The sequence below is a fragment of the Streptomyces saintjeani genome, from assembly GCF_055409605.1.
Window position 1 is genome coordinate 4,508,575 of the sequence record NZ_CP189624.1, and the last position, 21,666, is coordinate 4,530,240.

20 protein-coding genes and 4 tRNA genes are annotated in these 21,666 nt (G+C 69.2%); 12 read left to right on the forward strand and 12 right to left on the reverse strand.

All coding sequences use genetic code 11. The annotated features are described in order from the left end of the window. Positions 1-22: 22 nt before the first annotated feature. Positions 23-97: transfer RNA gene (locus ACQCO7_RS20395), tRNA-Asp, on the forward strand. A gap of 749 nt (positions 98-846) precedes the next feature. On the opposite strand, the gene bldC is transcribed toward ACQCO7_RS20395, so the two are convergent. Both bldC and ACQCO7_RS20405 read right to left on the reverse strand, forming a co-directional pair. Next, positions 847-1,053, reverse strand: a complete 207-nt coding sequence (gene bldC, locus ACQCO7_RS20400) for a developmental transcriptional regulator BldC (RefSeq protein ID WP_003949541.1) — start codon at positions 1,051-1,053, stop codon at positions 847-849. A gap of 547 nt (positions 1,054-1,600) precedes the next feature. Beyond that, entirely contained in the window at positions 1,601-2,443 is an 843-nt protein-coding gene (locus tag ACQCO7_RS20405; RefSeq protein WP_464073211.1) for a DUF8083 family protein, read from the reverse strand. Positions 2,444-2,663: 220 nt separating this feature from the next. Here ACQCO7_RS20405 and ACQCO7_RS20410 point away from each other — a divergent pair, with 220 nt between their 5' ends. Then, the gene (locus ACQCO7_RS20410; protein ID WP_464073212.1) at positions 2,664-3,764 is read left to right on the forward strand and encodes a Leu/Phe/Val dehydrogenase; all 1,101 of its coding nucleotides are present in this window, start codon (positions 2,664-2,666) and stop codon (positions 3,762-3,764) included. Between the two features lie 293 nt (positions 3,765-4,057). Beyond that, positions 4,058-4,321 carry a DUF3073 domain-containing protein gene (locus tag ACQCO7_RS20415; protein WP_050372848.1) on the forward strand — a complete coding sequence of 88 codons (264 nt, stop codon included), beginning with the start codon at positions 4,058-4,060 and terminating at the stop codon, positions 4,319-4,321. 160 nt (positions 4,322-4,481) lie between these two features. Here the strand turns inward: ACQCO7_RS20415 and purM are convergent, their stop codons facing one another. The 5 genes from purM to ACQCO7_RS20440 all read right to left on the reverse strand — a co-directional run bounded on the left by purM (position 4,482) and on the right by ACQCO7_RS20440 (position 9,790). Beyond that, a complete protein-coding gene (gene purM / locus ACQCO7_RS20420; protein ID WP_464073213.1) occupies positions 4,482-5,549 on the reverse strand; it encodes a phosphoribosylformylglycinamidine cyclo-ligase in 1,068 nt (355 codons plus the stop codon). Positions 5,550-5,579: 30 nt separating this feature from the next. Beyond that, positions 5,580-7,109, reverse strand: a complete 1,530-nt coding sequence (purF, locus tag ACQCO7_RS20425; RefSeq protein ID WP_464073214.1) for an amidophosphoribosyltransferase — start codon at positions 7,107-7,109, stop codon at positions 5,580-5,582. Positions 7,110-7,274: 165 nt separating this feature from the next. Then, the gene (locus tag ACQCO7_RS20430; RefSeq protein WP_464073215.1) at positions 7,275-8,060 is read right to left on the reverse strand and encodes a maleylpyruvate isomerase family mycothiol-dependent enzyme; all 786 of its coding nucleotides are present in this window, start codon (positions 8,058-8,060) and stop codon (positions 7,275-7,277) included. Between the two features lie 179 nt (positions 8,061-8,239). Then, entirely contained in the window at positions 8,240-8,884 is a 645-nt protein-coding gene (locus ACQCO7_RS20435; RefSeq protein ID WP_464073216.1) for a hypothetical protein, read from the reverse strand. Between the two features lie 3 nt (positions 8,885-8,887). Beyond that, positions 8,888-9,790, reverse strand: a complete 903-nt coding sequence (locus tag ACQCO7_RS20440) for a hypothetical protein (protein ID WP_464073217.1) — start codon at positions 9,788-9,790, stop codon at positions 8,888-8,890. Between the two features lie 492 nt (positions 9,791-10,282). Here ACQCO7_RS20440 and ACQCO7_RS20445 point away from each other — a divergent pair, with 492 nt between their 5' ends. Continuing rightward, entirely contained in the window at positions 10,283-10,786 is a 504-nt protein-coding gene (locus ACQCO7_RS20445; RefSeq protein ID WP_464073218.1) for a hypothetical protein, read from the forward strand. Positions 10,787-10,876: 90 nt separating this feature from the next. On the opposite strand, the gene purL is transcribed toward ACQCO7_RS20445, so the two are convergent. Genes purL through purS form a run of 3 tightly spaced genes read right to left on the reverse strand, consistent with a single transcriptional unit; the run spans position 10,877 to position 14,072 of the window. Then, complete coding sequence (purL, locus tag ACQCO7_RS20450; protein ID WP_464073219.1) at positions 10,877-13,135, reverse strand: phosphoribosylformylglycinamidine synthase subunit PurL; 2,259 nt, start codon at positions 13,133-13,135, stop codon at positions 10,877-10,879. After that, entirely contained in the window at positions 13,132-13,812 is a 681-nt protein-coding gene (gene purQ, locus ACQCO7_RS20455) for a phosphoribosylformylglycinamidine synthase subunit PurQ (protein WP_464073220.1), read from the reverse strand. Before purQ ends, purL begins: the two co-directional genes overlap by 4 nt. Beyond that, positions 13,809-14,072 carry a phosphoribosylformylglycinamidine synthase subunit PurS gene (gene purS / locus ACQCO7_RS20460; protein WP_010352102.1) on the reverse strand — a complete coding sequence of 88 codons (264 nt, stop codon included), beginning with the start codon at positions 14,070-14,072 and terminating at the stop codon, positions 13,809-13,811. Before purS ends, purQ begins: the two co-directional genes overlap by 4 nt. Positions 14,073-14,364: 292 nt before the next feature. Here purS and ACQCO7_RS20465 point away from each other — a divergent pair, with 292 nt between their 5' ends. The 8 genes from ACQCO7_RS20465 to ACQCO7_RS20500 all read left to right on the forward strand — a co-directional run bounded on the left by ACQCO7_RS20465 (position 14,365) and on the right by ACQCO7_RS20500 (position 18,829). Continuing rightward, the gene (locus ACQCO7_RS20465) at positions 14,365-14,682 is read left to right on the forward strand and encodes a histone-like nucleoid-structuring protein Lsr2 (RefSeq protein ID WP_409118664.1); all 318 of its coding nucleotides are present in this window, start codon (positions 14,365-14,367) and stop codon (positions 14,680-14,682) included. A gap of 134 nt (positions 14,683-14,816) precedes the next feature. Beyond that, positions 14,817-14,888, forward strand: a tRNA-Gly gene (locus ACQCO7_RS20470). 80 nt (positions 14,889-14,968) lie between these two features. Then, positions 14,969-15,041, forward strand: a tRNA-Gly gene (locus ACQCO7_RS20475). 145 nt (positions 15,042-15,186) lie between these two features. After that, positions 15,187-16,134: an ABC transporter ATP-binding protein gene (locus ACQCO7_RS20480; protein ID WP_464073221.1), complete on the forward strand. Its 948-nt coding sequence runs from the start codon at positions 15,187-15,189 to the stop codon at positions 16,132-16,134. 32 nt (positions 16,135-16,166) lie between these two features. After that, the gene (locus ACQCO7_RS20485; protein WP_464077249.1) at positions 16,167-16,910 is read left to right on the forward strand and encodes an ABC transporter permease; all 744 of its coding nucleotides are present in this window, start codon (positions 16,167-16,169) and stop codon (positions 16,908-16,910) included. A gap of 13 nt (positions 16,911-16,923) precedes the next feature. After that, positions 16,924-18,126 (forward strand): sensor histidine kinase, encoded by a 1,203-nt coding sequence (locus ACQCO7_RS20490; RefSeq protein WP_464073222.1) that lies wholly within the window; start codon positions 16,924-16,926, stop codon positions 18,124-18,126. Continuing rightward, the gene (locus ACQCO7_RS20495; protein WP_010352683.1) at positions 18,123-18,731 is read left to right on the forward strand and encodes a response regulator transcription factor; all 609 of its coding nucleotides are present in this window, start codon (positions 18,123-18,125) and stop codon (positions 18,729-18,731) included. The genes ACQCO7_RS20490 and ACQCO7_RS20495 overlap by 4 nt, the downstream gene beginning before the upstream one ends. Positions 18,732-18,756: 25 nt before the next feature. Beyond that, positions 18,757-18,829: transfer RNA gene (locus ACQCO7_RS20500), tRNA-Gly, on the forward strand. 192 nt (positions 18,830-19,021) lie between these two features. Here the strand turns inward: ACQCO7_RS20500 and ACQCO7_RS20505 are convergent. Both ACQCO7_RS20505 and ACQCO7_RS20510 read right to left on the reverse strand, forming a co-directional pair. Continuing rightward, a complete protein-coding gene (locus ACQCO7_RS20505; RefSeq protein WP_464073223.1) occupies positions 19,022-19,924 on the reverse strand; it encodes a phosphoribosylaminoimidazolesuccinocarboxamide synthase in 903 nt (300 codons plus the stop codon). A gap of 69 nt (positions 19,925-19,993) precedes the next feature. Continuing rightward, positions 19,994-21,625, reverse strand: a complete 1,632-nt coding sequence (locus ACQCO7_RS20510; protein ID WP_464073224.1) for a N,N-dimethylformamidase beta subunit family domain-containing protein — start codon at positions 21,623-21,625, stop codon at positions 19,994-19,996. Positions 21,626-21,666: the final 41 nt, after the last annotated feature.

Below are 21,666 nucleotides of genomic sequence, written 5' to 3' on the forward strand. Positions count from 1 at the left end.
AAGCCCCAGCCGCACAACGCAAGGTCCTGTGGAGCAGTTTGGAGTGCTCGCCACCCTGTCAAGGTGGAGGCCGCGGGTTCAAATCCCGTCAGGACCGCATAGCCAAGAGGCCCATCATCCATCGAGGATGGCGGGCCTTCTTCGTACCCGCTCGCCACCCTGTCAAGGTGGAGGCCGCGCCCGCGGCGGAGCCGCAATCAGACACAGCAAATCCCGTCAGGACCGCACAGCCAAGAGGCCCGTCATCCATCGAGGATGGCGGGCCTTCTCCGTACCCGCTCGCCGCCCCGTCAAGGGTGGCCGGGCCTTCTTCGTTCCCCAGGCTCAGAGCGCGGCCCTGTGCTCCCCGTAGCCCGCCCCTGTGGCTTCTCGGTGGAAGTTCTGCCTGTCCGTCAAGATCGTGGCCGTACAGGGCCGTTGAGGGGTTCCGTGGTGCACCCGGTGGGAAGTCGAGGTGGGTCGGGGGGTGTGGGGGGGTAGGTATGGAGGGGAGGGGAAGTTCCCTAGGGGAAGCGGGGGTTGGGGGCAAGGGGGTGGGGGTGTGATGGGTGTCACCGGGATTGTTTCCCGGAGTGGGGTTCTTACCCGTCTCCTACAAGGGGTCAATTTAATATGTGCAATTGCACCGGCCCGAAAGGGCGTGCGAGGCGCACAAAAAAAGATCGCGCTGGACTCGGCGGAGCCCAGCGCGATCGACGACACACCCGTGAGGGTCAGGGGCCTGTTGGGGCAGGGCCCGCGCCGTGTGGAGCTGTGGTGCGGCAATGCAACAAAGCGGTCATGCGGTGAAACGGTTGGACATCACGGCTGATGGGGGGACCGCCGTGATGCCCGCTCAGTCGGCGGTCAGGCTTCGCTACGCTGCTGCGGAATGCCCGCAAGCAGCGCGCGAACCTCAGCCTCGCGATAGCGACGGTGCCCGCCGAGCGTACGGATGGACGTGAGCTTCCCGGCCTTCGCCCACCGCGTGACCGTCTTGGGGTCGACGCGGAACATGGTGGCGACCTCAGCCGGGGTCAGCAGCGGCTCAGCATCAGGGGTGCGAGCGGTCATGAGCGGCCTCCTCGGGAGAACCGAACCTTCTCGGTTCTTTCCTCTAAATTCTGCACCTTGACCCACGTTGCCCGAAATGGGCGGACGAGGGTCGAGTCGGTTATAGGACGAACGGCTTGTCCTCGGCACTACAACTACACCATCTGTCCAGCCGCGTCGGCCAAACCGATGGAATTGCCCTCCCAGGTAGTCATCAGCCGCGGAAGCCGATGGACCATGCCATAGCGGACAGTCACACCACTGTGACGATCAGTCACGGCGGTGATCAGGAGTCACAAGACCCCCCAAAGCAGGTAATGCTGAGCCAGAACCTCCCCCGGGCTCCTTGTCCTATTTTGGCACGAGGAGCGGCAAGGGACGCAAGGGCCAGTTACGTGCGATCTGTCACGCTTGACACAAAAGCCCGGATCGGGACCAACGTCCCGTCAGTTTCCGAACCTCAGGACGAAGTACGGCAGACCGTACGCTGTTCGACAACGTTCGAGCCGTGACCTACGTCACTTTTGATGACGGATCAGTTACTTGCAACGTCCCGTTAACCGACCGGTCAGTTCGCGGACCTCAGGTCCCGCACCGCACGCCACCGCTCGACGAGCCGCACATACGCCGCCCCGGCGGCCTCCCCGTCCCCGCGCCGCAGCGCCTCGATCCCCTCGGCGACGTCCGCCGCGGAGTGGTCGACCTCCAGGTCCCCGGCGGCCAGGACGTGCACGAGCCCGCCGTAGTCGACCTCGACGAGCGAGCGGGGGTGGAACTCCTCCAGCCAGCTCCCGACGTCCACCAGTCCATCGATCAGCGGCCCCTCGTCGATCGCGTCCCTGAGCGCCCGCAGCCCCCGCGCGACCCGGCGCCTGGCCTGCACCATCGGGGTCCGGTAGCGCAGGGTCGGCGGCTCGTCGGCGGTGCCCTTGTCGTAGCGCCGCTCCTCGTCGGAGACCAGCAGGAACCAGTTCAGCGGCACCTGCCAGGTCGCCGTACGGATCCAGGGCCGCGCGTCCGGGTTGCGCTCGCGCCAGCGGTCGTGGTCCTGGGCCGCCTGGCGCCGGACGACCTCGGGGACCGCCGCGTCGAGGACCGGCCCGGGGAGGTGCTCGTCGAGTGCGGCGAGGGCCTCCCAGCCGCGCAGCCGGGTCCGCCAGGGGCACACGCACAGCACGCCGTCCGCCTCGATGACGAACGCGTCGGTGCTCTCGTGCACCGGCACCGCGACCGGCGGGGTGGGCAGCAGGTCGGCGAGCGAGCGGCGCAGTTCGTCCTGGTACGAGGGCTTGTGCGGGCGCCGGGCGTAGCGCGCCCAGTGCTCGCGCTCCGGCTCGGGGAAGGCGGCCAGGGGCTCGTACACGCGCAGATACACCGCGTACGGAACGGTCACCGAGGACACCTTGGGCACGCCTGCTCCCTCCCCAGCCGGCCGATCGGAAAACCTCCCGGAACCGGTCACGAATGAACCCGAAAGCCGTGCAAATCGTCGCACGTGCGTACTCCGCGCGGAGGTGATCCCCCGCACAGCGCATCCGGTGGCCGGAAAAGCTCTACGCTCGTGCCGACAGGCCCCGCCACCTGTACGGGGCCGAGCCCCAACCGCCGCTAGTTACTTGGGAGTCACTACCGTGGCTGACGTATCCGGCGCCGCTGCTGATGTACTGCACACCCTGTTCCACTCCGATCAGGGTGGTCATGAGCAAGTCGTGCTCTGCCAGGACCGCAAGACCGGCCTCAAGGCCGTCATCGCACTGCACTCCACCGCGCTGGGCCCCGGGCTCGGCGGGACCCGGTTCTATCCGTACGCCTCCGAGGAGGCCGCCGTCGCCGACGCGCTGAACCTCGCGCGCGGGATGTCGTACAAGAACGCCATGGCCGGCCTCGACCACGGCGGCGGGAAGGCCGTGATCATCGGCGACCCGCAGCGCGACAAGACCGAGGAACTCCTGCTCGCCTACGGCCGGTTCGTGGCCTCGCTCGGCGGGCGGTACGTGACGGCGTGCGATGTCGGTACGTACGTCGCGGACATGGACGTCGTCGCGCGCGAGTGCCGCTGGACGACCGGGCGTTCACCCGAGAACGGCGGCGCCGGGGACTCCTCGATCCTCACCGCGTTCGGGGTGTACCAGGGGATGCGCGCCTCCGCCGAGCACCTGTGGGGCGACCCCTCCCTCGCCGGCCGCCGCGTCGGCATCGCCGGGGTCGGCAAGGTCGGCCACCACCTCGTCGGCCACCTCCTGGAGGAGGGCGCCGAGGTCGTGATCACGGACGTCCGCGCGGACGCCGTCCGGCAGGTCCTCGACCGGCACCCGTCGGTGCGGGCCGTCGAGGACACCGAGGCGCTGATCCGCGTCGAGGGGCTCGACGTGTACGCGCCCTGCGCGCTGGGCGGTGCGCTGGACGACGACTCCGTGCCGGCGCTGACCGCGCGGGTCGTCTGCGGCGCCGCCAACAACCAGCTCGCCCACCCCGGCGTCGAGAAGGACCTCGCGGACCGGGGGATCCTCTACGCGCCCGACTACGTCGTGAACGCGGGCGGGGTCATCCAGGTCGCCGACGAGCTGCACGGGTTCGACTTCGAGCGGTGCAGGGCGAAGGCGGCCGGCATCTACGACACGACGCTCGCCATATTTGCTCGCGCGAAGTCGGACGGGATTCCGCCGGCCGCCGCGGCCGACCGGATCGCCGAGCAGCGGATGCATGAGGGAGCCCTCGCACGGGGATGGTGAACCCCCTGTAGAGCTTGGTCGCGGTACCGCCGGGAGGAAAGTTGGAGAGAACTCTCACTCTTCCCGGCGGGTCGGCCGTCGAGAAGTGGTTAAAATCGCCACTGACCAGCCACGACGGCATGTCGTACCGAGGTCGGGCGCACGCGCTCGCCACGGGCGACGTACCGTATGGGTTCGGGCTCAGGTACCGTGGGAGCCCTACGGACGGCCTCTCCACGGAGAGTCCGTTCTGGATCATGAACGCGTGTCAAGACTCTGGGGCCGTCGAGCCCCATCGTTGAGGGGGTCGAGCCATGGGGCGCGGCCGGGCCAAGGCCAAGCAAGCGAAGGTCGCCCGCCAGCTGAAGTACAACAGCGGCGGGACGGATCTCTCACGCCTGGCCGAAGAGCTGGGCGCATCGCCATCAAGTATTCCGCCGAACGCTGAGCCGTTCGAGGACGACGACGATGATGATGGGCAGGATGACCCGTACGCACAGTACGCGGAGCTGTACGGGGACGATGACGACGACGATGAGTCGCCGCCGTCCCAACACCAACATCGCCGCGGCGCGTAAGCCTCCGGCGGTTTGGCCGCACCCGACCCGGTCCGGGGATCATCGGACCGGGTTTTGTGCTGCCGTTTGGGGGCCGGACTTCGGGTGCGGGTTCGCTGTGGCTGGTCGCGCCCACGCGGCGGAGCCGCATATCGATACAGCCCCGCGCCCCTAGGTGCGTTCAGCTGGCGTAGTTGCCGACCAACGTCGCTCCAGTCCCGTGGTCGGCTCGTGCCTCGATTTCGCCTGCCACCCATGCCTCCACTCCCCTGTCCTCCAGGGTTGTCAGGGCCACGTCTGCGAACTCCTCGGGGACGATGGCGATCATGCCTACGCCCATGTTCAGGGTCTTCTCCAGCTCCAGGCGTTCGACCTTGCCCGTCCTGCCGACCAGGTCGAAGATCGGGGCCGGGGTCCACGTTGAGCGGTCCACCACCGCGTGGAGGGTGTCCGGGATCACGCGGGCCAGGTTGGCCGCCAGGCCGCCGCCCGTGATGTGGGAGTAGGCGTGGACGTCCGTGGTGCGGGTGAGGGCCAGGCAGTCCAGGGAGTAGATCTTGGTGGGCTCCAGGAGTTCCTCGCCCAGCGTGCGGCCGAGTTCTTCCACCCTTGTCTCCAGCGCGAGGTTCGCCTGGTCCAGGAGGACGTGGCGGACCAGGGAGTAGCCGTTGGAGTGGAGGCCGGAGGCGGCCATCGCGATGACCGTGTCGCCCTCGCGGATGCGCTCCGCGCCGAGCAGGCGGTCGGCCTCCACGACGCCGGTGCCCGCGCCGGCGACGTCGAAGTCGTCCGGGCCCAGGAGCCCGGGGTGTTCGGCCGTCTCGCCGCCGACCAGGGCGCAGCCGGCCAGGACGCAGCCCTCCGCGATGCCCTTGACGATCGCGGCGACACGCTCGGGGTGGACCTTGCCGACGCAGATGTAGTCGGTCATGAAGAGGGGCTCGGCGCCGCAGACCACGATGTCGTCCATGACCATCGCGACCAGGTCGTGGCCGATCGTGTCGTACACGCCGAGGCGGCGGGCGATGTCGACCTTGGTGCCGACGCCGTCCGTGGCGGAGGCGAGGAGGGGACGGTCGTACCCCTTGAGGGCGGAGGCGTCGAAGAGGCCGGCGAAGCCGCCGAGGCCGCCGAGGACCTCGGGGCGCTGCGTCTTCTTCACCCACTCCTTCATGAGTTCGACGGCGCGGTCGCCCGCCTCGATGTCGACGCCGGCGGAGGCGTAGCTGGCACCGGTGCTCTCAGACATGGTGTGACTTTCGTTTCGTCCTGCGGAGGCTTACGGGCGACGGATCGCGTCGACGGCGGCCGGAGCCGCCGTGCCTGCCGCCAGCTCGGTCTCCAGGAGCTGCTTGCCGAGCAGTTCGGGGTCCGGGAGCTCCATCGGGTACTCGCCGTCGAAGCAGGCGCGGCAGAGGTTCGGCTTGGCGATGGTGGTCGCCTCGATCATGCCGTCGATGGAGATGTAGGCCAGGGAGTCGGCGCCGAGCGACGTACCGATCTCGTCGACCGTCATGCCGTTGGCGATGAGCTCGGCGCGGGTCGCGAAGTCGATGCCGAAGAAGCAGGGCCACTTGACCGGCGGGGAGGAGATCCGGATGTGGACCTCGGCGGCGCCGGCCTCGCGGAGCATGCGGACCAGGGCGCGCTGGGTGTTGCCGCGGACGATCGAGTCGTCCACGACGACCAGGCGCTTGCCCTTGATGACGTCCTTCAGCGGGTTCAGCTTGAGCCGGATGCCGAGCTGGCGGATGGTCTGCGAGGGCTGGATGAAGGTCCGGCCGACGTACGCGTTCTTGACGAGGCCGTTGCCGAAGGGGATGCCGGACGCCTCCGCGTACCCGATCGCGGCGGGGGTGCCGGACTCCGGAGTCGCTATGACGAGATCGGCCTCGACGGGGGCCTCCTTCGCCAGTTTCCGGCCCATCTCGACGCGGGACGCGTAGACGTTCCGGCCGGCGATCTCGGTGTCGGGACGCGCGAGGTAGACGTACTCGAAGACGCAGCCCTTGGGCTTCGCATCCGCGAATCGAGAGGTGCGCAGGCCGTTCTCGTCGATGGCGATGAACTCGCCGGGCTCGATCTCGCGGACGAAGCTCGCGCCGCAGATGTCGAGCGCGGCGGACTCCGAGGCGACGACCCAGCCGCGCTCCAGGCGGCCGAGGACCAGCGGGCGGATGCCCTGCGGGTCGCGGGCCGCGTAGAGGGTGTGCTGGTCCATGAACGTCAGCGAGAAGGCGCCGCGGACCTTCGGGAGCACCGCGTGCGCGGCCTCCTCGATGGTCAGGGGGGTGCCGTCCTCGTCGCGCTGGGCGGCCAGCAGGGCCGTCAGCAGGTCCGTGTCGTTCGTCGCCGCGACGCGGGGCGTACGGCCGCCCTCCTGCTTGGGCAGGTCCGCGACCATCTCCGCGAGCTGCGCGGTGTTGACGAGGTTGCCGTTGTGGCCGAGCGCGATCGAGCCGTGCGCGGTGGCGCGGAACGTCGGCTGGGCGTTCTCCCAGGTGGAAGCGCCTGTCGTCGAGTAGCGGGCGTGACCGACCGCGATATGGCCCTGGAGCGAGCCCAGGGACGTCTCGTCGAAGACCTGGGAAACGAGCCCCATGTCCTTGAAGACGAGGATCTGGGAGCCGTTGCTGACCGCGATTCCCGCGGATTCCTGGCCTCGATGCTGGAGGGCGTAGAGCCCGAAGTAAGTGAGCTTGGCGACCTCTTCGCCGGGAGCCCAGACCCCGAAGACGCCGCAGGCGTCCTGAGGACCCTTCTCACCGGGGAGCAGATCATGACTGAGTCGACCGTCACCACGTGGCACGGCTCCGAGTGTAGGCGAGGCCGAGCACTGGTCCGAATTGGGGATACCGGTCAGTAGCCGGTTACTTCCGCGTTTCCGCAGGTCAGCGCGGTTCGGCCGGATTCAGGGGGTCCGGTTTGCCGTACTGGTGAGTGAGGTGTCGCACATCATTCGGGACTTTGTGGCTTACGACATCACGGGGAGGTAGGGGGTGAGGTCGGCGCGGTCGCCGCTGGCGGTGAGGGTGGCCTGATCCAGGGCGTCTTCCCAGGTCAGGCGGCCTGTCGCGAGTCTGATCCAGGTCAGCGGGTCCGTCTCCACGACGTTCGGTGGGGTGCCCCTGGTGTGCCTCGGGCCCTGGATCGCCTGGACCACCGCGAACGGGGGAACCCTGACCTCCGTCGAACCGCCGGGGGCCTTTTCCGCGAGCGCGTCCGCGAGGAGGCGGGTGGCTGTGGCCAGCGCCTGCCTGTCGTACGGGGTGTCCTGGCTCCCAAGGGCCTGGTTCAGGTCGTCCGTGTGGACGATCAGCTCGACGGCACGGGTGACCAGGTACTCGGCGAGCGGCATCGCGCCGGCGTTCGTCTGTACGAGGCGGGTGCCGGGGTGGGTGTCCAGCTGCTCGGCGAGGGTCGTGGCCGTCGCCGCGAGGTCGGTCGGCCGCTGGGCCAGCTGGCGCGTGAACTCGTCGATCGCCGCCGCGTTCCCTGCCGTCGCGAACGGCCAGTCCAGGAGGGTGGCGTCCTGCTTACGGGGTTCCGGCAGCTCCAGCGCGCGGCCGACGGCGGTGACCGCCATGCCGATGTGCGCGAGCAGCTCCCGTACGGTCCAGTCACCCAGCCGTGTGGGGCGCGCGAGGTCGGTTTCCGTGAGGGTGCGTGCGGTGGTGTCCAGGTTCGACAGTTGGGCTAGGACTGCGGTGCGGGTTTTGGCGGGGGTGTAGGTGCGGGGGCGGGTTTTGGCGGGGGGCATGGGCGGGAGCTTATTCGGCGGGGGAGGCTTGGGGGCTCCCTTTTTGGGCGAGGGGGTGGGGTGGCGATGGGGGGGCGGGGGCGGTGGGCGCGGAGGCGGCGACGGGGTTCGGGGTGACGGCGAGGGGCGAGGTGGAGGCGGGGTTCAGGGGGAGGCGGGATTTGGGGTGGTGGTGGGCGTCACCAGTCCGTGAAGTCCAGGAGGCGGGTGCAGTGGGGGTCGTTCGTGGGGGTTCGTCTGAGGGGGTCGTCCAGGAGGGGGTGGAGGGCTGAGAGGAGGGCGGTTGTCGCGCCGGTGGGGCGTATGTCCGCTGCGGTTACCTCTGTGCCGTCCTCCTTTCTGTCCACGTACAGGCGGAGGCGGTCGGGGGAGGCGAGGAGGAAGCCTCGGAGGCGGGGGTTGGGGCGGGGCGTGTGGGTGGAGGGGTGCGTGAGGGCGTACAGGGCCACGTACGCTCCGTCGTCGCGGGCGGGGGGTGCGGGGGTGAGGTTCCAGGGGTCCACCTGGGTCAGGGGCATGCCCAGGGTCTCGCCGGTGCTGGGAGGGACTGCGGCTCCGGGGGTGTGCAGCGACCTGAGCGCGTCCCAGGCTCTCCAGGGGGTCAGCCCTTCCAGGCCCTCCGCGTCGGTGAGCGGCATCTCCCAGACGGCCAGGTGTTTCGGGGCGTACGCGTGCCGGGGGCCCGTGACGATGCGGATCGCGTCCGTGGGGGTGGGGAGTACGCCTCGGATGTGGTGGCCGTCTGGGAGGGGGGTGTGGAAGTGGGTGACCAGGACTCGGGTGATGCCGGACTGGGATTCGGCGGCGTGCTCGTGCGGGCGCACGGGTCAGCCGGATGTGCCCTCGGCGAAGACCTCGTCCGCCTTGGTCGCGGTGATGGCCCGGTCGAGCCAGCGGTCCAGGACAGCCATGTCGGTACAGGACTCGATGCGCTCGCGGTCAGCCTCGGAAAGGGGAACACCACGGCCGTCCAGCAGACGCAGGATGCTCCTCGCCTGCCCCTGTGCCCGGCCCTCCTCCCGGCCCTCCTCCCGGCCTTCTTCCCGGCCCTCCTCCCGGATTCCCTCCGACAGGGGGGAGACGAAGAATGAGGTGTCGATGGCCACTAGTTCCCTCCAGAATTCGGCGTACGGTCCCTTGCCCAGGCCCTGGGCGGTGAGTTCGACGAAGTGGTCCGCCGCTTCCTCGTCGCGTTCCTGTAGGTCCCGCAAGGCGGATGAGAGTGCTTTCAGTATGGCCCGGATCTCCGGGTCACGGTGGTGCAGAATCGCGGACAGGACGGTCATCGGGATGTCCCGCGCCGCCTGCTCGCGGGTCGTGAAGACCGGGATGCTGTCCGGGCCCAGGACGATGGGGCGCAGGGTGAGCGAACTCCACCCCTTGAGGCCGATGTCGAAAGGGCCCGTGGCCCACTCCGCGGTGGTGCGGTCCTCGCAGACGACCACCAGGACCGGCGGGATCCGGTACTTGGAGTAGAGGTAGCTGAGGTAGTAGGCCCAGCTCGCCGGTTTGTCGGCGTCCGGCCTGCGCTGCGCCTCGACCGCGAGGAGGTAGCTCTCGCTGTCGGCGGTCTCGATGCGCAGCAGACTGTCCACCCGCCGCTCCAGCGGATGGCTCTCGGTGAGGTCGGTCGGCATCTCCTCGCTGGTGACGACATCGGCGAACGGGATGCCGTTCGCCCTGGCGGCACGGACGAACACGCCGGGGTCCTGCTGGATGATCCGGTGCATTGCTTCATGCGGTGAACTGACCACGGCGTCCTTCATCGGTTACTCACTGTGAACGCCGTGATCGTAGGGCCGCTCTACCGCGCACCGTCCGCCAACCGGGTGATGATCACCCGTTCGAGTGAGGCTCAGGCGTGCTGAAAGGTCACTTCCGGGTTCGCCGGGGTGGGGCCGTCGAGGAGGGGTTGGGGGACGGTGCGTAGGTGGAGGTCGAAGAAGGCGGTCAGGTAGGTGCGGGTGATGTCGCCGGGCGGGGTGGTACAGCGACACCATCAGCTCCCGCGCGCCCGTCTCCGGCACCCACGGGTCCTGGCGGGTGGGGTCGACCAGGTGGGGGGTGTCGCGGCCGATCGCGTACGGGCCTGTGGGGGAAGGGAGTTGGAGCCGGACGGACGGGGGTGTGGGGGTGGGGTCTGCCGGGGGCCTTGGTTCAGAGCAGCTCAGCGGCAATTGGCTCCGCCGGTCGGACAATGGGCCGGGAGAGGGGGCGAGTTGATGGGTGCAGAGGTCTGGGGGGAGTGTCTGCGGCTGGGGCGGTTCCTTCTGCCTCTGGTGGATGTGGAGAGGTGGCGGACGGAGAGTCGGTGGGAGGACTTCCGGGCGAAGGGGATCGGCGTGGAGTGGGGGGAGTTCGTGTTCGGGGTGTTCGCCGGGATGGTTTTCCACGCGGTGCTGCGGGACGCCGTCGCGGAGGGGGCGCCCTGTTCCGTCGAGACCCTCGACGCGGTGTCCCTGCGGACCGTCTCCGACGCGGTGAACGACCGTCCCGACTGGATGTTCCTCGCGGGCGTGCCGACCGCCTTCACGGACGAGTCCGAGGAGAAGGCGGTCCTCACGATCCGGCTGTGCATCCACTCCGGCGCCGGGCCGGCACTCCAACTCTTCGCCCTGGCCCAGTACTTGCCGCGCGCGCTGCACACGATCACAACACGTACGTCGGCCCCCGACCCGACCTGTGCGGACCTGCGCCGGTGGGCCGACGCCGGTCTCAGCGGGTGAGACCGGTCACGAAGGTCGTCCAGGTGGTTGGGGGGGACGACGAGGTCCCGCCCGGAAACCGGACGGGACCTCAGCGTCGTACCGGGACAGCTACGCCAGCAGCGCCGGGATCGTAGCCTCGTGCGCCTCACGCAGCTCAGTCAGCGGAAGCGTGAACTCGCCCTGGAGTTCCACCGATTCGCCGTCGACGACGCCGATACGCGTCACCGGCAGGCCCCTCGCCCCGCACATGTCGTTGAAGCGCAGCTCCTCGGAGCGGGGGACAGAGACCACAGCGCGGCCCGCCGACTCCGAGAACAGGAAGGTGAACGCGTCCAGCCCGTCGGGGACGACCAGGCGCGCGCCGATGCCGCCCAACAGGGCCGATTCCACGACCGCTTGGATGAGGCCGCCGTCCGACAGGTCGTGCGCGGCGTCGATCATGCCGTCACGGGAAGCCGAGATCAGGATCTCGCCCAGCAGCCGCTCACGCTCCAGGTCGACCTTGGGCGGCAGCCCGCCCAGGTGGTCGTGGACGACCTGGCTCCACGCCGAGCCGCTGAACTCCTCACGCGTGTCGCCGAGGAGGTAGAGGAGCTGGCCCTCTTCCTGGAAGGCGACCGGCGTGCGGCGGGCCACGTCGTCGATGACGCCCAACACCGCGACGACCGGCGTCGGATGGATCGCCGCCTCGCCCGTCTGGTTGTACAGGGAGACGTTGCCACCGGTGACCGGCGTCCCCAACTGCTGGCAGGCGTCGGCGAGTCCGCGCACGGCCTCGGCGAACTGCCACATGACAGCGGGGTCTTCGGGCGAACCGAAGTTGAGGCAGTCCGACACGGCGAGCGGCTTCGCACCGGTCGTCGCGACGTTCCGGTACGCCTCCGCCAGCGCCAACTGCGCACCGGCGTAAGGGTCCAGCTTCGCGAAACGCCCGTTGCCGTCCGTCGCGATGGCCACCCCGAGGCCGGTCGCCTCGTCGATGCGGATCATCCCGGAGTCCTCGGGCTGGGCGAGCACCGTGTTGCCCTGCACGAAGTGGTCGTACTGGGAGGTGATCCAGCTCTTGGACGCCTGGTTGGGAGAGGAGACCAGGCGAAGGACCTGCTCCCTCAACTCCGCGCCACCAGAAGGCCGTTCGAGCTTCTCCGCGCCGTCCGCCTGGAGCGCGTCCTGCCAGGAGGGGCGGGCGTAGGGACGCTCGTACACCGGACCGTCGTGCGCGACCGTGCGCGGGTCGACGTCCACGATCTTGCCGCCGTGCCAGAAGATTTCGAGGCGGTCGCCGTCGGTGACCTCACCGATGACGGTGGCGATGACGTCCCACTTCTCGCAGATCGCGAGGAACCGGTCGACCTTCGCGGGCTCCACGACCGCGCACATGCGTTCCTGCGACTCGCTCATGAGGATTTCCTCGGGCGAGAGCGTGGAGTCGCGCAGCGGGACGTCGTCCAGGGTGACGCGCATGCCGCCGGAGCCGTTGGACGCCAACTCGCTGGTGGCGCAGGAGAGTCCGGCCGCGCCCAGGTCCTGGATGCCGACGACCAGCTTCTCGGCGAAGGCTTCGAGCGTGCACTCGATGAGGAGCTTCTCCTGGAAGGGGTCACCGACCTGGACGGCCGGGCGCTTCGAGGGCTTCGCGTCGTCGAACGTCTCGGAGGCGAGGATCGACGCCCCGCCGATGCCGTCGCCGCCGGTGCGGGCCCCGTACAGGATGACCTTGTTGCCCGCGCCGGACGCCTTCGCGAGGTGGATGTCCTCGTGCCGCATGACGCCGATGGCACCGGCGTTGACCAGCGGGTTCCCCTGGTAGCAGGCGTCGAAGACGACCTCGCCGCCGATGTTCGGGAGACCGAGGCAGTTGCCGTACCCGCCGATGCCCGCGACGACACCCGGCAGGACCCGCTTCGTGTCGGGGTGGTCGGCCGCGCCGAAGCGCAGCGGGTCGACGACCGCGACCGGCCGCGCGCCCATCGCGATGATGTCGCGGACGATGCCGCCGACACCGGTGGCCGCGCCCTGGTAGGGCTCCACGTACGACGGGTGGTTGTGGGACTCGACCTTGAAGGTGACCGCGTACCCCTGGCCGACGTCGACGACGCCGGCGTTCTCGCCGATGCCCACGAGCAGCGCGTCGGACTGGGGGGCCTTCTCGCCGAACTGGCGGAGGTGGACCTTGGAGGACTTGTACGAGCAGTGCTCGGACCACATGACGGAGTACATGGCGAGTTCGGCGCCGGTCGGGCGGCGGCCGAGGATCTCGACGACGCGCTCGTACTCGTCCTTCTTCAGGCCGAGTTCGGCCCAGGGCAGCTCGACGTCGGGGGTCGCGGTCGCATGCTCGACCGTGTCCAGAGGCGTGCGGCTCATGCGTTGACCAGCTTCTTGAGGATCGAGGTGAAGAAGGGGAGGCCGTCGGTGCGGCCGGTGCCGACGAGGGGCTCGACCGCGTGTTCGGGGTGCGGCATGAGGCCCACGACGTTGCCGGCCTCGTTCGTGACACCCGCGATGTCGCGCAGCGAGCCGTTCGGGTTCAGGTCCAGGTAGCGGAACACGACCCGGCCCTCGGCCTCCAGCTGGTCGAGCGTGTACTCGTCCGCGACGTACCGGCCGTCCATGTTCTTCAGCGGGATGTGGATCTCCTGGCCCTGCGTGTAGTCGCCGGTCCAGGACGTTTCCGCGTTCTCCACCCGGAGTTTCTGGTCCCGGCAGATGAAGTGCAGGTGGTTGTTGCCGAGCATCGCGCCGGGCAGGAGGTGCGCCTCGGTGAGGATCTGGAAGCCGTTGCAGATGCCGAGGACCGGCATACCGGCCTTCGCCTGCTCGATGACCGTCTCCATCACCGGGGAGAAACGGGAGATCGCGCCGGCGCGAAGATAGTCGCCGTAGGAGAAACCACCGGGAAGGACGACCGCGTCGACCTGGTGAAGGTCCTTGTCCTTGTGCCAGAGAGCGACCGGTTCGGCACCGGCGAGACGGATCGCGCGCTGGGTGTCACGGTCGTCGAGACTGCCGGGGAAAGTGACGACGCCAATACGAGCGGTCACTTGGCCGCCTCCGCGACTTCTTCGACCTTGACCGTGAAGTCCTCGATCACGGTGTTGGCGAGGAAGGATTCCGCGAGATCGTGGATCCGCGCGAGCGCGGCCTCGTCCACGGGTCCGTCAACTTCCAGTTCGAATCGCTTTCCCTGACGGACATCCGCGATCCCGTCGAAACCCAGCCGCGGCAGTGCGCGCTGCACCGCCTGGCCCTGGGGGTCGAGGATCTCCGGCTTGAGCATGACGTCGACTACGACGCGTGCCACGGGCACTCCCGGTGGTGTGGTGCTTGGGTTCCTGCGGCTGTTCCGGCAGGTGGCTTCAGACTACCCGTACGAAATTTCTACGCGGGTAGAGTTGTAGGAAGCTACGTGAGCGCGATCACGATCCGGTATCGGACAGGGGCGTTCGGGAAAAGTTACGGGAAAGATCTCTGATCGACCCCCGGCAGGTATTGCGCACCTGACACGCGGGGAGATTTAGTCGGCTTCACTTTTTATTACTTGGCGCTGTACCGTACAAAAAAATTGGCATTTTCAGCCGAAGGGACCGATATTCGTGGCGCAGAAGGTCGTGGTCACTCTCTTTGACGACATCGACGGCTCGGAAGCGGCGGAAACGATCGCGTTCGGGCTCGACGGCAGGTCGTACGAGATCGACCTGAATGAAGCCAATGCCGAGAAACTGCGTACCGCGCTCGCGCCGTACGTGGAGGCCGGCCGCAAGCGGTCGCGTTCCGGCAAGGCGTACAAGCAGACGGAGGTCGCCCCCGACCCGTCCGCCGTCCGGGCCTGGGCCCTGGCGAACAAGTTCGACGTACCGGCCCGCGGCCGGATCCCCAAGAAGGTGTACGAGGCGTTCACCGAGGCGCAGTAGCCCGGCCGTCGGCTGCCGCCGGGCCCCCTCAGGAGGGCCTGGGGGCAGCCGACTTGCGTTACCCCCCTGCTGATCGGCTAATGTCTGGAGCACGCCGCCGGGCACGGGAGAAAAACCCAGGCCAGGCAGGTTGTGCGGGTGTAGTTCAGTAGCAGAACATCCCCCTTCCAGGGGGAAGGCGCAGTGTGCAATTCCTGTCACCCGCTCTGCAACGCCGTACCGGCCACACTTGTGGATCAGGTAAGGTGGTGCTTGCGCCGATCGGTGGGAGCCGGTCGGATGCTTTGCGGACGTAGCTCAGTTGGTAGAGCGCAACCTTGCCAAGGTTGAGGTCGCGAGTTCGAGCCTCGTCGTCCGCTCAGGGTTAAAGGCCCGGTTCTTCGGAACCGGGCCTTTTTCGTGTGCTGTTCAGGCGCGTGCGGTGTTCAGGCATCTGACATTTGTCATGCCGTCCGGTGACATCGCGCACTGCTCCCCCCTCTCTCCGCGCGGGACGCTGAATGCATGAACGCCAAGGGGACGAAAGAACACGTGATCGAGGCCGAGGGCCTCCGGCGTGTGTACGGGGGCGGGTTCGAGGCGGTCCGTGGAGTGACCTTCCACGTCGACCGGGGCGAGGTCTTCGCGCTGCTCGGCACCAACGGGGCGGGCAAGACCTCCACCGTCGAGCTGCTGGAGGGGCTCGCGCAGCCGAGCGGGGGGCGGGTGCGCGTGCTCGGGCACGATCCGTACGCCGAGCGGGCCGCCGTCCGGCCCCGGACCGGGGTCATGCTCCAAGAGGGCGGATTTCCCTCGGAGTTGACCGTCGTCGAGACCGCGAAGATGTGGGCCGGGTGTGTCAGCGGGGCCCGACCCATCAGCGAGGCACTGGAGTTGGTGGGGCTCGGTGCCAAACACCGGGTACGGGTCAAGCAGTTGTCCGGTGGTGAGCGGCGGCGGCTCGATCTCGCGCTCGCGCTGCTCGGCCGTCCGGAGGTGCTGTTCCTCGACGAGCCGACGACCGGGCTCGACGCCGAAGGGCGGCGCGACACCTGGGAGTTGGTGCGGGCGCTGCGGGACTCCGGGACGACCGTGCTGCTCACGACGCACTACCTGGAGGAGGCCGAGGGTCTCGCCGACCGGCTCGCGATCATGCACGCCGGGAGCATCGCCGTGTCGGGCACGCCGGCCGAGGTGACCGCCTCGCAGCCGTCCCGGATCTCCTTCGAGCTGCCGTCCGGCTGGTTCGTCGGGGATCTGCCGCCGCTCGCGGAACTCGGGGTGAGTGGGCATGCCGTCGAGGGGAGCGTCGTACGGCTGCGGACGCACGACCTCCAGCGCACGGCGACCGGGGTGCTGGTGTGGGCGCGGGACGCCGGGGTCGAGCTGGGGCGGCTGGACGTGCGGTCGGCCTCGTTGGAGGAGGCGTTCCTCGGGATCGCCTCGGAGCGGAAGGAAGAGGTGGCGGTGTGAGCGGGGTCGCGACCACGACGCCGGGCGGGCGGATGAAGGCGCTCGCGCAGGCCGAGTTCACCTTGCTGGGGCGCAGCAAGAGCACGATCGTGACGGCCGTGCTGGTGCCGCTGATGCTGCCGTTCAGCCTCAAGGCGTTCACCGACGACGAGATGCTGAAGGAGAGCGGCCTCGACATCGGGCAGGTGCTGCTGCCGGCCGGGATCGGGTTCGCGCTGCTCTTCGGGGTGTACTCGGTGCTGGCCGGGACCTTCACGGTGCGGCGCGAGGAGCTGGTGCTGAAGCGGCTGCGCACGGGCGAGCTGCGGGACGGGGAGATCCTCGTCGGGTCCGCGCTGCCGATGGTCGCGACGGGGGTGGTGCAGAGCCTCGTCCTCGTCGCGGGGTGCACGGTCCTGCTCGACATGGACGCCCCCACCGCGCCCCTGCTCGCCGTACTGGGGCTGGTGCTCGGGATCGCGGTGTGCGCGGCGCTCGCCGCGGTGACCTCCGGGGTGACGAGGACCGCCGAGAGCGCGCAGGTCACGCCGATGCCGTTCCTGTTCCTCTCGATGATCTGCTCCGGGGTCGCCGTACCGCTGGAGGTCTTCCCCGAACGCGCCGCGTCCGTGATGGAGCTGCTGCCGCTGTCGCCCGCGATCACGCTGATCCGGGGTGCCTGGACCGGGGACATGTCCGGCGCCGAGGTGCTCCAGGCGGCGGCCGTCGGGGTGGCCTGGACCGTCGCCGCCGTGTTTGCTGTGCAGCGGTGGTTCAAGTGGGAACCCCGGCGCTGAGGAACGGGACGTCATGCGGGGCTGGTGGGGGCGGAAGAGCACGCCGGAGAAGTTCGACACGTACACGCGGTGGTCGTTCGGGTCGTTCGGGGTGATCGAGGTGTCCGCGATCGTGCCGACGCTCGGGTCGCTGGGGGCGGGGTCCGGCGGGCTGGTGGGAGCACTGGTCCTGCTGCATGCGGCGGGCGTCATGGTGGTCGTCTCGTGGGCCATGGACTGGCACCGGGGGATACGCGACCAGCCTGTACGCCTGCTGTACGCGTTCGGCACGCTCACCGTCCTCATCTGTCTCACGGCGCTCGCGCTCGACCAGTACGGCCCGGGCGGCGAGCAGGTCGGCAACACGGCCGGTGTGATCTACGGCGTCGTCATGGTCTTCGGCCCCGGCGTCATCTGCTTCGGCCTGCGGGAACGACGGCAGATGTACGCGGTCGTCGGCGGCTTCAGCGTCGGTTCGGCGCTGGTGATGCCGGCCTTCGGCGCTCCCTGGAGCACCGCGCTGGTCGTCTCCGTGGCCGTGTTCCTGTCTTCGTCCCTCTGCGCCGTCATCGGCGTCTTCTCCATCTGGATCACCAAGGCCGTGTACGAACTCGACGACGCCCGCGAGGCACAGGCCCAGCTCGCCGTCGCCGAGGAGCGGCTCCGGTTCGGGCGGGACCTGCACGACGTCATGGGCCGCAACCTCGCCGTCATCGCCCTCAAGAGCGAACTCGCCGTGCAGCTCGCCCGGCGGGGGCGGGCGGAGGCCGTGGAGCAGATGGTCGAGGTGCAGCGGATCGCGCAGGAATCTCAGCGGGAGGTGCGGGAAGTCGTGCGGGGGTATCGCGAGGTCGACCTCGCGGTCGAACTCCTCGGTGCGCGGGGGGTGTTGAGTGCCGCCGGGATCTCGTGCGAGGTGCGCGGGGAGGTCGGGAAGCTGGCCGGGGAGGTGCAGTCCGTGCTGGGGTGGGTCGTGCGGGAGGCCACCACCAACGTGCTGCGGCACGGGGACGCCCAGCGGTGTTCCGTACGGCTCGTCGCGAGCGGTGAGCGGGTCGTGCTGACCGTCGAGAACGACGGGGCCTCCGGGGGCGTCGGCGAAGGCGGGTCCGGGCTCGCCGGGCTGCGGGAGCGGCTCGCGTCCGTCGAGGGGACGCTGGAGGCAGGGCTTGTGAGAAGTGGAGTGTTCCGCGTGGTGGCTACCGTGCCGGTTTCTGTGAATGAGGTCACGTCATGACGGTGCGGGTGCTGCTCGCGGACGACGAGCATCTGATCCGGGGGGCGCTCGCCGCGCTGCTCTCCCTTGAGGACGATCTCGTCATCGTCGCGGAGGCCGCGAGTGGGCCGGAGGCGTTCGCCATGGCTCGGGCCCATGAGCCCGACGTCGCCGTGCTCGATCTTCAGATGCCGGGGGCGGACGGTGTGAAGGTCGCCACATCTCTCCGTACGGAGCTGCCGTCGTGCCGGGTGCTGATCGTGACGAGTCACGGGCGGCCGGGGCATCTGAAGCGGGCGCTCGCCGCCGGGGTGCGGGGGTTCGTGCCCAAGACCGTCAGTGCTCAGCGGCTTGCCGAGATCATTCGGACCGTGCATGCGGGAAATCGGTACGTGGACCCGGAGTTGGCGGCCGATGCGATCTCCTCCGGGGATTCGCCGCTCACCTCTCGGGAGGCCGAAGTGTTGGAGCTTGCGGCCGATGGGGCGCCTGTTGCCGAGATCGCTGAGCGGGCGTCGCTGTCCCAGGGGACCGTGCGGAACTATCTGTCGTCCGCCGTGTCCAAGTTGGGGGTGGAGAATCGGCATGCTGCTGTGCGGATCGCTCGGGAGCGGGGGTGGGTATAGTTGGGGGGCGCGCTTCGGTGTGTGTGCGGACGTAGCTCAGTTGGTAGAGCGCAACCTTGCCAAGGTTGAGGTCGCGAGTTCGAGCCTCGTCGTCCGCTTCAGTTGAAAGCCCCGGCCCGGGATTGGGTCGGGGTTTTCTTGCGTTGAGTTTCGGGTGCGGCCCGGTGGGGGCTGGTCGCGCAGTTCCCCGCGCCCCTAAAAGACGTGCACTCGCCCGGCGCAGAAAAGCTCCCCCGGCATGGAAAAGCTCCCCCGGGGTTCCTTCCGTCCGGGGGAGCTTCTCCTGCGCGTTATGACCAGGTCTGGCCCGTCAGCCTCTCGTACGCCTCTACGTACTTCGCCCTCGTTGCCTCGATGATCTCGGGCGGGAGCGGGGGTGGGGGCTGGGTGCCGTTCTTGTTCCAGGATGACGCCGGGGACGTCAGCCAGTCCCTTACGAATTGTTTGTCGTACGGGTGTTGGGGGCGGCCTGGGTGCCAGTCGGCGGCCGGCCAGAAGCGGGAGGAGTCGGGGGTGAGGACCTCGTCCGCGATGAGCAGGGTGCCGTTCTTGTCGTGGCCGAACTCGAACTTCGTGTCCGCCAGGATGATGCCTCGGTCTCGGGCGATGTCGCGGGCCCGGCTGTAGACCGCCAGCGTCGCCTGGCGGAGCTGGGCCGCTGTTTCCGCGCCCACCTCTCGGGCGACCTCCTCGTACGAGACGTTCTCGTCGTGGTCGCCCACGGCCGCCTTCGTCGCCGGGGTGAAGATCGGGGCCGGGAGTTCGCTGCCGTCCACCAGGCCCTCGGGGAGAGCCAGGCCGCAGACCGTGCGGGTCGCGTTGTACTCGACCAGGCCGGAGCCCGTGAGGTAGCCGCGGGCCACGCACTCGACGGGGAGCATCGTGAGGGACTTGCAGATCAGGGTGCGGCCCTGCCAGTCCGCGGGGGCGCCCTCGGGGACGTCCGTGCTGATCACGTGGTTGGGGACCAGGTCGGCGAGCTGGTCGAACCACCACAGCGAGAGCCGCGTGAGGACGCGGCCCTTGTCGGGGATCTCGCTGGGCAGGACCCAGTCGTACGCCGAGAGGCGGTCGCTGGCGACCATCACGAGGTCGCCCGCCTCGTTCTGGTACAGCTCACGCACCTTTCCGGTGTGCAGGTGGACCAGGCCCGGCACCTCGACGGGTTCGGGCTTTACTACGAATCCGGGCACGGTTCCTCCCCGTGGATCTGTACAGGTGCGTCGATTCTCCCGTATACGGTCCCCGGCCCGGTCGGCGGGTCAGTCCCGCTTGCAGATCCGGTCCAGGAGGTTCGCCGTCGCCCGCTGGATACGGGCGTCCACGTGGCCGGGGCGGTCCAGCGCCGGGGACCAGGCGAAGGTGCCCGACGCGAAGACCAGGGCGCCGGAGGGGGCGCGGTACAGGGACGTCTCCTGGTGGCGCCGGATGCCGCCGGTCTCGTACGGGGAGTGCGCCAGCAGGACCCGCTCCTCGTGCTCCGGGAGCGCCGTACGCGGGAAGTAGCGGTCCGCCTCGCCCGCGACCAGGTGTTCGATCTCGTCGCCCTCGTGCGCGCCCGTCGCCTCCCACAGCCAGTGGTGGGCGTTGCGGACGATCATCGGGCGGGGGGTGGGGACGCGGCCCGCGTACTGGATGCCGAGGAGCTGTTGTTCCGGGCGGTCGATCTCCCGCCACAGGAGGGACTTGCCGGGGCCCTTTCTCTTCCTGCACGTCAGGAGGCGGGCGGGGGCGCCCGAGGGGGACGGGCCCAGTTCGACCTGCCAGTACATGGTGTTCGCCGAGAGGAAGACGAGGGAGGTGCCGGCGTCCCTCGCGAATTCCGTCGTACGGCGCATGTTCGCGGACCAGTACTCGTCGTGGCCCGGGAAGATCAGGCCCCGGTAGCGGGTGGGGTCCACTCTTCCCGCGTGCAGGTCCCTCGCGTCGGCGTACGCCAGGTCGTAGCCGTAGCGTTCCGCCCAGCGGATGACGTCGTACGCGTGGCCGACGTGCAGGGGTAAGCCGGCGCCCGCGTACGGGCGGTCGAACGAGACCGTCGTCGCGGCGTCCGCCTCGCCGAGTAGGCGGCCCTTGTCGTCCCACGCGTGGTAGAGGCTCGCGCCTGTGCTGCCGTCCTCCGGGTAGAGGTTGTACGCCTGCCAGGTGATGTCCGGGAGCAGGAGCAGCAGGTCTGCGGGGCGGTTGTCCCTCACGGTGAAGGGGATGTGGGAGCGGTAGCCGTCCAGCGTCGTGAGGACCGCTACGTACGCTCCCACGTTCCAGTGGGTCGGGATCTGTAGGCGCCAGCTGAGCCACCAGTGGTGGCAGGAGACCGTGCGGTCCGCCGTCAGGGGTGGGGGCTGGACGATGCCCGAGAGGCGGGGGCTCGTCGTGATCTTTGCCGCGCCCTCGCCGTTGTAGTGGCCGATTCTGTAGACGTCCACCGTGAAGTGCTGGGGTGGGTCGACCGTGATGTGGAAGTCGAGGGCCTCGCCGGGGGTCACCGCGCTGGGGGAGGTGAAGCCCTTGATCTGGCGGTGTACGTCGTCCGCCGAGCGGGGGGCGCCGGTGGGGAACGTCTTGTCTCTCGGTGGGGGGACTCGGGGGGTGTGCGGGTCCGCGTACCAGGGGATGATGCGGCCGTCTTCGAAGTAGGTCTCGCTGCCTCGCAGCCAGGGGAGGGGGCCCAGGGCGAAGGGGTCGGAGACGGCGTGGGCGAGGGCGCCGGATTGCCAGCGGGGGGTTGGGGTGCCGGGTGGGGGGGGTTCCGGGAGTTCGTCTGGTGCGGGTTCGTTGCTGTTTGCGCCCCGCGGCGGAGCCGCAGATTGATGCAGCCCCGCGCCCCTGAGGAGGTGCGTGGGCGGTTGCGGTGGTTCTTCGGGTGTTCGGCCCGTTTCCGACTCCCTGGCCATCGTTGCTCCCCTCCCGCTTGCCCCCGTTGTCGTGCGTGCGC

What these genes read in the sequence shown, in the direction of transcription:
- bldC (WP_003949541.1), bottom strand. Translation starts at nt 1,053, where the DNA reads ATGACCGCTCGCACCCCTGATGCTGAGCCGCTGCTGACCCCGGCTGAG.
- ACQCO7_RS20415 (WP_050372848.1), top strand. Translation starts at nt 4,058, where the DNA reads ATGGGGCGCGGCCGGGCCAAGGCCAAGCAAGCGAAGGTCGCCCGCCAG.
- purM (WP_464073213.1), bottom strand. Translation starts at nt 5,549, where the DNA reads ATGTCTGAGAGCACCGGTGCCAGCTACGCCTCCGCCGGCGTCGACATC.
- ACQCO7_RS20430 (WP_464073215.1), bottom strand. Translation starts at nt 8,060, where the DNA reads ATGCCCCCCGCCAAAACCCGCCCCCGCACCTACACCCCCGCCAAAACC.
- ACQCO7_RS20440 (WP_464073217.1), bottom strand. Translation starts at nt 9,790, where the DNA reads ATGCACCGGATCATCCAGCAGGACCCCGGCGTGTTCGTCCGTGCCGCC.
- ACQCO7_RS20445 (WP_464073218.1), top strand. Translation starts at nt 10,283, where the DNA reads ATGGGTGCAGAGGTCTGGGGGGAGTGTCTGCGGCTGGGGCGGTTCCTT.
- purL (WP_464073219.1), bottom strand. Translation starts at nt 13,135, where the DNA reads ATGAGCCGCACGCCTCTGGACACGGTCGAGCATGCGACCGCGACCCCC.
- ACQCO7_RS20480 (WP_464073221.1), top strand. Translation starts at nt 15,187, where the DNA reads ATGAACGCCAAGGGGACGAAAGAACACGTGATCGAGGCCGAGGGCCTC.
- ACQCO7_RS20485 (WP_464077249.1), top strand. Translation starts at nt 16,167, where the DNA reads ATGAAGGCGCTCGCGCAGGCCGAGTTCACCTTGCTGGGGCGCAGCAAG.
- ACQCO7_RS20490 (WP_464073222.1), top strand. Translation starts at nt 16,924, where the DNA reads ATGCGGGGCTGGTGGGGGCGGAAGAGCACGCCGGAGAAGTTCGACACG.
- ACQCO7_RS20495 (WP_010352683.1), top strand. Translation starts at nt 18,123, where the DNA reads ATGACGGTGCGGGTGCTGCTCGCGGACGACGAGCATCTGATCCGGGGG.
- ACQCO7_RS20510 (WP_464073224.1), bottom strand. Translation starts at nt 21,625, where the DNA reads ATGGCCAGGGAGTCGGAAACGGGCCGAACACCCGAAGAACCACCGCAA.